Annotated in this window: 1 protein-coding gene; it reads right to left on the reverse strand. The window is 71.8% G+C overall.

Annotated features, from left to right (window positions below):
* Window positions 1–23 precede the first annotated feature (23 nt).
* The coding region (locus M1203_RS24820; RefSeq protein WP_374403898.1) for a type I polyketide synthase at window positions 24–12,520 on the reverse strand (12,497 nt) is incomplete at its 5' end.

A 12,520-nucleotide genomic window follows, 5' to 3' on the forward strand; every position in this document is an offset into this window, starting at 1 on the left:
GGTAAAGAGTCGGGACCCGCGGATCAGGAGTTGCCGAGTTCCTCGTCGATGATGTCGAACACGTCGTCCAGCGTTGCCTTGTTCAGGTCGTCCACGGCGGCCTCGGGCTCCTTGTCGTCCCAGGTGGACAGGAGCGACCGGAGCCTCAGCCGGATGTCCCCGACCAGCGCGTCGTCCGGGTCGAGCTTGGAGATGGTGATCGTCAGCTTGTTCAGCTCGCTGAGCGCCGCGGCGGCCGGCGAGCCTTGGCCGGCGAACAGCGTCGTCCGCAGGTGGGCCGCGAGCGCAGCCGGATTCGGGTGGTCGAACACCAGGGTGGCGGGCAGTCGGGTGTCGACCTCGGTGTCGAGCCTGTTGCGGAGTTCCACGGCGGTGAGCGAGTCGAACCCGAGCTCCTTGAACGCCCGGTCCGCCTCGACGGTCTCCGGTCCCGCGAAGCCGAGCACGGCCGCGGTGTGGGTGCGGACGAGGTGCACCAGCGCCCGGTCCTGCTCCGCCTCGGTGAGGCCCGCGAGCCGCTGGGCGAGCGGTACCGCGCCGGAGCCGTGGCCGGACCGGGCGATGCGGCGGGCGGGCGTGGGCACCAGACCCCGCAGTAGTGGCCGCACCTGCTCCGGGTGGGCTCGCAGTGCGGACAGGTCGATCGCGGCGGGCACCGCGGTCGCGGCGCCGGTCGCGCGTGCCGCGTCGAACAGCGCCATGCCGTCCTCGGAGGACAGCGGGAGCATGCCGCCCCTCGCCATCCGCTGTACGTCGGCCTCATCGAGGTGGCCGGTGATGCCGCTGGCCTCGGCCCACAGGCCCCACGCCAGCGATGTCGCGGGCAGCCCGGCTGCCCGGCGGTGCTGCGCGAGCGCGTCCAGGAACGTGTTCGCCGCGGCGTAGTTGCCCTGGCCTGGGCTGCCCAGCACACCGGCGATGGCGGAGAACAGCACGAACGCCGTGAGGTCCGTGCCCGAGGTCAGTTCATGCAGGTGCAGCGCGGCGTCGGCCTTGGGGCGGAACACCGTGTCGATGTGTTCCGGGGTCAGCGACTCGACCGTGCCGTCGTCGAGCACGCCGGCGGTGTGTACGACAGCGGTCACGGGGTGCTCGGACAGCAGCGCGGCGACCGCCTCGCGGTCGCTCACGTCGCACGCCGCGGCCGTGACACGCGCGCCCAGTTCCTCCAGTTCCCGGCACAGCTCCCGCGCGCCAGGCGTGGCGGCGCCGCGCCTGCCGGTCAGTACCAGGTCCTGGACTCCGTGGTGGGTGACGAGGTGGCGCGCCGTCAGCCCGCCGAGCGTGCCGAAACCACCGGTGATCAGGACCGTGCCGTCGGGGCCGAACGCCACCGGTCCGGGCGCGTCGGCCGGGGTGGCGAGCTGTGCCAGCCTGGCCACCGAGGCGGCGCCGTTCCTGACCGTGACCTGCGGCTCCCCGGTTGCCACGGCCGCGGGCAGCCTGCGCGGCGACTTCTCGTGTTCGTCCACGTCGACCAGTACGAACCGCGCCGGGTGCTCCGACTGCGCCGACCGCACCAGGCCCCACACGGGGGCGCGTACCAGGTCCGGGACGTCCTCGTCCCGCCCGGCCGCGACCGCGCCGCTCGTCACGAGCACGAGCCGCGACTCGGAGAGCCTGTCGTCCGCGAGCCACTTCTGGAGCAGGTCGAGGGTGCGGCGCGTCGCCTCCCGGGGCGTCGTCGCGCCCTCGCCGGGCGTCACGGCCACACACCGGGGCACGGGCGCGCCGCCATCGACGGCGGCCAGCAGGGCGGCCAGGTCGTCGTGCTCGTCGACCGGTTCACCCGCCGCGGTGAGCGCGTGGGCAAGCCGGGCGGTGTCGCCGCCGAGCACCGCCCACGTACCGGTGTGGGGAGCGGCGTCCGGCATCGGAACCCACTTCACCTCGAACAGCGAGTCGCGGTGGGCGGATCGCGCGAGGTTGAGCTGATCGGCGGAGACGGGCCGCAGGCTCAGCTCGTCGACAGCGGCGACCGGCTCGCCGTAACCGTCGGCGACCAGCACCGCCACGGCGTCCACGCCGACCGGCGTCAACCGGACCCGAAGCGCTGTCGCGCCGGTCGCCAACAGCCGCACCCCGGCCCACGAGAAGGGAAGCCCGTCCGAACCCACTCCGAGCCCGATGACGTGCAGCGCGGCGTCCAGGAGAGCGGGGTGCAGGCCGAAGCCCTCGGCCGCGAGGCCGTCGGGCAGCACCACCTCGGCGAACACCTCGTCACCCTTGCGCCAGGCCGCGCGCAGCCCCTGGAACGCCGGGCCGTGGTCGAGGCCGGAGGCGGCGAGAGTGGCGTAGTGGCCGTCCAGTTCGACCGGCTCGGCCTCGCTCGGCGGCCAGACGACGAGGTCGTCGGTGACGGGTGCCGCCTCGGCCGCGAGGGTGCCGGTGGCGTGGCGGGTCCAGCCACCGCCCTCGTCCCCTCGGGAATCCACGGTGAACGCCCGCCTGCCCGACGCGTCAGGCCCGTCGAGGCTGAGCCGCACCTGGACGCCGTCCCGCTCGGGCAGCACCAGGGGCGTGCCCAGCACCAGGTCGTCCAGGGACGCGCAGCCGACGTGGTCGCCGGCGCGCAGCGCGAGGTCGAGGTAGGCCGCACCGGGGAGCACAGCGGCGCCCAGGACGCGGTAGTCGGTGAGCCAGGGGTGGGTGCGCGGGGACAGCCTGCCGCTGAACACGAGGCCCTCGGAGTCGGCGAGTTCGGTGACGGCGCTGAGCAGGGGGTGGTCCACCCGCCCCAGACCGGCCGAGGTCACATCGCCGGTCGCGGTGTGCGTCGTCGTGGGCCAGAAGCGTTCGCGCTGGAACGGGTACGTCGGCAGGCCGGCCCAGCGCGCACCGGAGAGCTCCCACTCCACCTGGCCGCCGCGCACGAGCAGTGTGCTCGCCGAGGTCATCAGCCGGGCGAGGCTCCCGTCCCCGCGCCGCGACGAGCCGACCACCACACCGTCTCCACCGACCAGTTCGCCCAGCCCGGCCACCAGCACCGGATGCGGGCTCACCTCGACGAAGGCCTTGAAGCCTTCCGCCACCAGCGTGGAGACGGAGTCCGCGAACTCCACCGTCTGCCGCAGGCTCCGGTACCAGTACGCGGCGTCCATCCCACGGGTCTCCAGCCACCCGCCGGTCAGCGGGGAGAAGTACGGCACGTCACCGGAGCGCGGCGACACACTCGCCAGCCCTTCCAGGAGTTCCGCCTCGATCCGCTCGACGTGGTGGGAGTGCGGGGCGTAGTCCGCCTGGACCCGCCGTGCCCACACCCCCTTCTCGGCGCAGACCTCCATCAGCTCGTCCAGCGCGGCGACATCGCCGGACACGACGACCGAGGCGGGGCCGTTGACCACGCCGACCGCGAGCTGCCCGTCCCACCGGGTCAGCAACTCCCGTACGGCGTCGACGCCGAGCGCGACCGACACCATGCCGCCTTGGCCGGACAGTACGGTCAACGCCTTGCTCCGCAGGACGACCAGCCGCGCCGCGTCCTCCAGGGACAGGGCACCCGCGACGCACGCTGCCGCGATCTCGCCCTGCGAGTGCCCGAGCACGGCGCTCGGCTCGACGCCCCACGACCGCCAGGTGGCCGCCAGCGACACCATCACCGCGAACAGGGCGGGCTGGACGACATCCACCCGCTCCATCAGTCCTGCGTCCCGGATCGCGTCCAGCAGCGACCAGTCGACGAACTCGTCCAGCGCCTCCGCGCACTCCTCCATCCGCGCGCGGAACACCGGCGAGGACTCCAGCAGCTCCAGTGCCATGCCGACCCACTGCGAACCGTGGCCGGGGAACACGAACACCACACCGGCGCCGCGGTTCTCCGCCACGCCGGTCACGACGTTCGGCGCCTCACGGCCGTCGGCCAGGGCGGTGAGACCGGAGAGGAAGTCCTCCCGGTCCTGCCCCACCACCACGGCCCGGTGGTCGAACACCGACCGGGACCCCAGCGAGTGGGCGACGTCGGCGACCGGCACGGCCGCCTCCCGCGCGAACTCCTCCCGGAGCCGGGACGCGTGTTCCCGCAGCGCCTCGCCGGACCGCGCCGACAGCACCCACGGCACAACACCCGGTTCGCGCGGCTCGGGCTCGGCCTCGGCCGACGTCACCTCGGGTGCCTGCTCGATGATGGCGTGCGCGTTCGTTCCACTGAATCCGAACGACGACACGCCGGCCCGCCGCGGCCGATCCACGGCAGGCCACTCCCGCTGGTCGGTGAGCAGTTCCATCGCCGCCGTCGACCAGTCCACGTGCGACGACGGCTCATCCACGTGCAGCGTCTTCGGCAGCACACCGTGCCGCATGGCCAACACCATCTTGATCACGCCCGCCACACCGGCGGCCGCCTGCGTATGGCCGATGTTGGACTTCACCGAACCGAGCAACAGGGGCTCACCGTCACGGTCCTGACCGTAGGTGGCGAGCAGCGCCTGCGCCTCGATCGGGTCACCGAGCGTGGTGCCGGTGCCATGTGCCTCCACCGCGTCCACCTCGGACGGCGCGAGGCCGGCTGCCGACAGCGCCTGGCGGATGACCCGCTGCTGGGAAGGACCGTTCGGCGCGGTGAGGCCGTTGGACGCGCCGTCCTGGTTGATCGCCGAACCCCGTACGACCGCCAGCACCTGGTGGCCGTTGCGCCGGGCGTCGGACAACCGCTCCACGAGCAGCATGCCGACGCCCTCACCCCAGCCCGTGCCGTCGGCGCTGTCGGAGAACGCCTTGCAGCGGCCGTCCACCGACAGTCCGCGCTGGCGGCTGAACTCGATGAACGCGCCGGGTGTGGACATCACGGTGACGCCACCGGCCAGCGCGAGCGAGCACTCGCCCGACCGCAGGGCCTGCACCGCCAGGTGCAGTGCCACCAGCGACGACGAGCACGCCGTGTCCACCGTCACCGCGGGACCTTCAAGCCCGAACGTGTACGACAGCCGGCCGGACATGACGCTCGCCGCGCTGCCCGTCGCCACATGGCCGCCCACGTCCTCGGCGGCCCCGTCCAGCACCATCCCGTAGTCCTGCACGTTCGAACCGACGAACACGCCCGCCCGCTCGCCGCGTACCGAATTCGGGTCGATGCCCGCCCGCTCGAAAACCTCCCAGGAGGTCTCCAGGAGCAGGCGCTGCTGCGGATCCATCGCCAACGCCTCACGCGGCGAGATACCGAAGAAACCCGAGTCGAACTCCGCCACACGGTCGAGGAACGCGCCCATGCGGCTGTAGGTGGTGCCCGCGTGGTCGGGGTCCGGGTCGTACAGCGACTCCACGTCCCAGCCACGGTCGGCCGGGAACTCCGCCACCGCGTCCCCACCCGACAGGAGCACGTCCCACAGATCCTCCGGGCTCGACACACCCCCCGGATACCGGCACGCCATCGCCACGATCGCGATCGGCTCATCGGTCACACCCGAGACGGCGACAGGGGCGGAAGCAGCGGGGGTCACGTCCGTACCGGACAACTCGACACGCAGAAAGGCGGCCAGCGCGGCGGCCGTCGGATAGTCGAACACCACCGTCGCGGGCAGGGCGACTCCGGTGGCCTCGCTCAGCCGGCCACGCAACTCCATCGCCGTCAGCGAGTCAAAGCCCAGCTCCTTGAAGGCGCGGGTCGCGGAGAACGCGTCACCGGACATATGGCCCAGCACCGCGGCCGCCTCGTACCGGACCAACTCGGTGAGCTGCCGCTCCTGCTCAGCCACCTCCAGACCCGCGAGGCGCTGCGCGAGAGCGGATATACCCGGCTCCGCCGGAGCGGCCTCGAACGCCGCACGCACCTCGGGCAGTTCACTCAGAAGCACACTGGGCCGCTGCGACATGAAGGTGCCCGCGAACCGCTCCCAGTCGACATCGGCGACGACAACGTTCCCGTCACCACGCTCCAGAGCCGTGGCCAGACCCGCGATCGCCACAGCCGGAGCCATCGTCGACAAGCCCCAGCGGTGCAGCAGCGCGGCCTGCTCGTCGGTCGCCACCATGCCGCCACCACCGCCCCACGGCCCCCACGCGACGGCCGTGGCGGGCAGACCCGCCGCCCTTCGGTGGTCGGCCAAGGCGTCCAGGTAGGCGTTGGCAGCCGCGTACGCGCTCTGCCCGCTACTGCCCCACACACCGGCAATGGACGAGAACAGCACGAACGCGTCCAACGGCGTGTCGCCCAGCAGCTCGTGCAGGTTCCGCGCGCCGACGACCTTGGCCGCCAGCACCTCGCCGAACTCGGCGAGGTCATCGGGATCAAGGTCGGCAAGGGGTGTCATGCGCTCGATGCCCGCCGTGTGCACGACCGCGGTGAGCGAGGGGACGCCGGCCAGCAGCGCGGCGACGGACTCCCGGTCGGCCATGTCACAGACGGCGAAGGTGACGCGCGCGCCCAGCTCGACGAGTTCGGCCTCCAGCTCCTCGGCGCCCTCGGCCGACCGGCCGCGACGGCCCGTCAGTACGACATGCTCGGCGCCGTGCGCCGCCAGCCAGCGCGCCACATGCGCACCGAGCGCACCGGTACCGCCGGTCACCAGGACCGTCCCGCGCGGCGACCAGCCGGAGCCGGCGGTGTCCGCGCTCAGCGGCGCGGGCGTCAGCCTGCGCCCCAGAGTCTCGCCACCGCGCAGCGCGACCTGGTCCTCGCCGCTCGTCCCGGCGAGGACGGAGGCGAGAAGGTCACCGGTCGCGTCGTCCCGTACGTCGGGCAGGTCCACCAGGCCGCCCCAGCGGCCGGGATGCTCCAGCGCCGCCACCCGGCCCAGACCCCACAACATCGACTGCTCGAACCCAGCGACGGGGTCACTTTCGCCCACCGACACCGCACCCGACGTCAGACACCACAACGGCGCGGACACATCCGCGTCACCCAACGCCCGCAGCAGACCGATCGTGGCCGCGACACCCGCGGGCACAACCGACCCACCTCCGTCGGCGAGTCCCAACAGAGACACCAGTCCACTCGGAGCAGGCAACTCGCCCAGCCGCTCCCCCCAATCGACCGCCTCCGGATCCACGTAAAGGACACGCGCGTCCGCACCGTTACGAGCCAGCGCGTCACCAACCCACTCGGCACGCTCCTCACCGGCCGGCGCGACCACCAGCCAGACACCCTCCAACTGCCTGCCCCCGGCGGGTATCGGCCGCCAATCGACCCGATACCGCCAGTCATCGGCGATGGACCGATCCCGCTGTTCCCTGCGCCACGCGGACAACCGGGGCAGCACGGCACTCAGCGGATCATCCGACGACACGTCCAACGTGCGGGCGAGATCAACGAGGTCGCCCTCTTCCACAACATCCCAGAACCGCGCCTCCACGGGCGACATCCGCTGAACGCCCTGATCGACGGCCGGAGCGTCCAGCCAGTAGCGCTCACGCTGGAACGCATACGTCGGCAGATCCACCCGCCGCGCGCCACGACCGCCGAAGAACACCTCCCAGTCCACCCGGACACCGCGCACATGCAACTGCCCCAGGGCCGTCGTGGCGGCCAGGGCCTCCGGCCGATCACCGCGCGACATCGGCACGAACGTCGCGTCGGGCGCGGATTCCTGGCTCAGCGCGGACAGCGTCCCGCCCGGCCCGACCTCGACGAACGTCGCCACATCCTCGGCGACCAGCGTCTCGACGGCGTCGGCGAACCGCACCGACTCGCGCACATGCCGCACCCAGTACTCCGGCGAGGCCAGCTCCTCGGCCGTCGCCAACCGGCCCGTCAGCGTCGACACGACCGGGATCGCGGGTTCACCGGACTCGATTCCCTCGACCACCGAGCGGAATTCGTCGAGCATCGGGTCCATCAACGGCGAGTGGAACGCGTGGCTGACATGGAGCCGCGTCGCCTTCCGACCCGCCTCGCGCCACCGCTCCGCGACCACCTCTACGTCGGCGGCAGCACCGGAGATGACCACCGAGTTCGGGCCGTTCACCGCCGCGATACCCACAGTGTCGGGCAGGTCCGGCGCGACCTCGGCCTCGGTCCCCTGGATCGCGACCATCGCACCGCCCTCGGGCAGCGCCTGCATCAACGCACCACGAGCCGACACCACCTTGACCGCATCGGCCAACGACCACACACCCGCCACATGCGCCGCGGCCAGCTCACCGATCGAATGACCCGCCAGCATGTCCGGCCGGACACCCCACGACTCCAACAGCCGGAACAGAGCGACCTCGACCGCGAACAACGCCGGCTGCGTCACCCCCGTCTCGTTCAGCGCCTCGGCATCCTCACCGAACAGCACCTCACGCACCGCAGGGTCGAACTCGCCAAGCACCTCGTCCAGGGCCTCCGCGAACACCGGGAAACGCTCGGACAGTTCACGACCCATCCCCAGCCGCTGCGACCCCTGACCCGAGAACAGGAAACCCAGCCGGTGCGGCCCCGCCTCACCCACCACAACACCCGGACCACCGCGCCCCTCGGCGAGAGCGGCCAGAGCCGACCGGAACTCGGTGGGCTCCCCGGCGACCACCACCGCACGATGCTCCAGCGCCGCACGCGAGAACACCAGCGCACGGCCCACATCCGCCACGGACAGATCCGGCGACGCGTCAAGGAAAGACTTGAGTCGCGCGGCCTGCTCCCGCAACGCCGCGGGGCTCTTGGCCGACAACGACCACGGGACGGCCGCGCCGATCGGCAACGGCTCCGGGGCTTCCTCCGGCTCGACCACGGGGGCCTGCTCGATGATGGTGTGCGCGTTCGTCCCGCTGAACCCGAACGACGACACACCGGCACGGCGCGGTTCGCCGGTCTCCGGCCAGGGCCGAGCCTCCGCCAGCAGTTCCACCGCACCCGCCGACCAGTCCACGTGCGGCGACGGCTGGTCCACGTGCAGGGTCCGCGGCAGCACACCGTGCCGCATCGCCAGCACCATCTTGATCACACCGGCGACACCCGCGGCGGCCTGGGTGTGACCAATGTTCGACTTGATCGACCCGAGCCACAGCGGCCGGTCGGCGGGCCGGTCCTGACCGTACGTCGCCAGCAGCGCCTGGGCCTCGATCGGATCGCCGAGCGTGGTGCCGGTGCCATGCGCCTCCACCGCGTCCACCTCGGACGGCGCGAGACCGGCTGCCGCCTGCGCGGCCCGGATCACCCGCTGCTGAGAGGGGCCGTTCGGCGCGGTGAGACCGTTCGACGCACCGTCCTGGTTCACCGCCGAACCCCGCACCACCGCCAGCACCTGGTGGCCGTTGCGCTGAGCGTCCGACAGCCGCTCCACGACCAGCATGCCGACGCCCTCACCCCAGCCCGTACCGTCCGCGCCCGCCCCGAACGCCTTGCACCGGCCGTCCACCGACAGCCCTCGCTGCCTGCTGAACTCCACGAACGCGGCGGGCGTGGACATCACCGTCACGCCACCCGCGAGCGCCAACTCGCACTCGCCCGACCGCAGGGCCTGCACCGCCAGGTGCAGTGCCACCAGCGACGACGAGCACGCCGTATCGACCGTGACCGCTGGGCCTTCAAGCCCGAACGTGTAGGACAGCCGGCCGGAGATGACACTCGCCGCGCCGCCGGTGCCGAAGTAGCCCTCGACGCTGTCCGGAACGGCCATCATCAGCGTCGTGTAGTCCTGGCCGTTGGTGCCGACGAACACGCCCGCCCGGCTGCCCCGCAGCGAGTTCGGGTCGATGCCCGCCCGCTCGAACGCCTCCCAGGAGGTCTCCAGCAGCAGCCGCTGCTGCGGATCCATCGCCAACGCCTCACGCGGCGAGATCCCGAAGAACGCGGGGTCGAACTCGGCCATGTTGTCGAGGAATGCGCCCATACGACTGTAAGTGGTGCCCGTGCGGTCAGGGTCCGGGTCGTACAGCGACTCCACGTCCCAGCCACGGTCGCTCGGGAACTCCGCCACCGCGTCCCCACCCGACAGAAGGACATCCCACAGATCCTCCGGGCTCGACACACCACCCGGGAACCGGCACGCCATCGCCACAATCGCGACCGGCTCATCCGTCACACCCGACACAGCGACCGCAGCCGCGGGGGCGACGGCCTCCGCACCCGACAACTCAACACGCAGAAAAGCCGCAAGCGCGGCGCCCGTCGGATAGTCGAACACCACCGTCGCCGGCAGGGCGACACCGGTGGCCTCGCTCAGCCGGCCCCGCAGCTCCATCGCCGTCAGCGAGTCGAACCCGAGCTCCCTGAACGCACGCGTCGCGGAGAACGCCTCACCCGACACATGACCCAGCACCGCGGCAGCCTCATACCGGACCAGCTCGGTCAGCTGCCGCTCCTGCTCCCCCACATCCAAACCGGCGAGCCGCCCCGCGAGAGCCGACACCCCCTGCTCCACAGGAGCGACCTCGAACACCGCACGCACCTGCGGCAGCTCACCCAGCAACGCGCTCGGCCGCTGCGACATGAACGTACCCGCGAACCGCTCCCAGTCGACATCCGCGACAACAACGTTCCCGCCACCACACTCCAGAGCCATACCGAGACCGGCGAGCGCCGCCTCGGGGGCCATCGTGGTCAGGCCCCTGCGCTGGAGATTCGCGTCCTGCCCGGCGTCCGCGACCATGCCGCCGCCGCCCCACGGGCCCCACGCGACGGCCGTGGCGGTCAGACCCGCCGCCTTACGGTGGTCGGCGAGTGCGTCCAGGTAGGCGTTCGCCGCACCGTAGGCTGCCTGGCCACCGCTGCCCCACACGCCGGCAATGGACGAGAACAGCACGAACGCGTCCAACGGCGTGTCGCCCAGCAGCTCGTGCAGGTGCCTCGCGCTGTCGGCCTTGGTCGCCAGTACGTCGGCGAACTCGGTGAGGTCGGTCGGATCGAGGTCGGTGAGGAGGGTCGAACGCTCGATGCCCGCGGCGTGCACGACCGCGGTGAGCGACGGGACTCCGGCCAGCAGCGCCGCGACCGCGTCCCTGTCCGTTACATCGCAGACGGCGAAGGTGACGCGCGCGCCCAGCTCGACGAGTTCGGCTTCCAGTTCCTCGGCGCCCTCGGCGGCCCGGCCGCGACGGCTCACCAGCACGATGTGCTCGGCCCCGCGCGTGGCCAACCAGCGCGCCACATGCGCACCGAGCGCACCTGTACCGCCGGTCACCAGGACCGTCCCGCGCGGCGACCAGCCCTCCCCGGAGACCTCGCCCAGCGGCGCGGGCACCAGCCTCCGGCCAAGAACCTCCCCGCCACGCAAGGCGATCTGGTCCTCGCAGGTCGTCGTTCCGGCGAGGACGGAGGCGAGAAGGTCACCGGTCGCCTCGTCCCGTACGTCGGACAGGTCGACCAGGCCGCCCCAGCGGCCGGGATGCTCCAACGCGGCCACCCGGCCCAGACCCCACAACATCGACTGCTCGAACCCAGCGACGGGGTCACTCTCGCCCACCGACACCGCACCCGACGTCAGACACCACAACGGCGCGGACACATCCGCGTCACCCAACGCCCGCAGCAGACCGACCGTGGCCGCGACACCCACCGGCACAACCGACCCACCCGCCTCGGCGAGCCCCAGCAACGACACCACACCACTCAGAACAGGCAGATCGGCCAGCCGCTCCGCCCAGTCGACCGCCTCCGGAACCACGTAAAGGACCCGCGCGTCCGCACCGTTACGAGCCAGCGCGTCACCAACCCACTCGGCACGCTCCTCACCGGCCGGCGCGACCACCAGCCAGACACCCTCCAAATGCCTGCCCCCGGCCTCCAGAGCCCGCCACTCGACCCGATATCGCCAGTCATCGGCGATGGATCGGTCCCGCTGCTTCCTGCGCCACGCGGACAACCGGGGCAGCACGGCACTCAGCGGATCATCGGGCGACACATCCAGCGTACGGGCGAGATCAGCGGGATCGCCCTCCTCCACGACCTCCCAGAACCGCGCCTCCACCGGCGACATCCGCTCAACGCCCTCGTCGACGGACGGGGCGTCCAGCCAGTAGCGCTCACGCTGGAACGCATACGTCGGCAGATCCACCCGTCGCGCGCCACGACCGCCGAAGAACACCTCCCAGTCCACCCGGACACCACGCACATGCAGTTGGCCGACGGCAGATGTCAGCGCGACGAGTTCGGGCCGGTCACCGCGAAGGGCGGGTACGAAGGCGGCCTCCGGGGCGTTGAGCCGGCCAAGACCGGACAGCACACCTCCGGGACCGACTTCCAGGAAGACATCGACGCCCTGCTCGCGCAGTGTCACGACCGCATCGTGGAACCGCACCGACTCACGCACATGCCGCACCCAATACTCCGGCGAACCCAACTCCTCGGCCGTCGCCAACCGGCCCGTCAGCGTCGACACAACCGGAATGGACGGCGCCTCGAACGACACACCCTCCAGCACCCGACGGAACTCACCCAACATCGGATCCATCAACGGCGAGTGAAACGCATGACTCACCCGCAGACGCGACACCTTCCGCCCCGCCCCACGCCACCGCTCCGCCACCACCTCCACACCAGCAGCCACACCCGAAACCACCACCGAGGTCAGCCCATTCACCGCCGCGATACCCACACCATCCGGCAACTCAGCCGCGACCTCCGCCTCCGACGCCCCCACCGCCACCATCGCACCACCCAACGGCA

Origin of the sequence: Streptomyces sp. 35G-GA-8, assembly GCF_023534745.1 — a bacterium.
Taxonomy (GTDB): domain Bacteria; phylum Actinomycetota; class Actinomycetes; order Streptomycetales; family Streptomycetaceae; genus Streptomyces.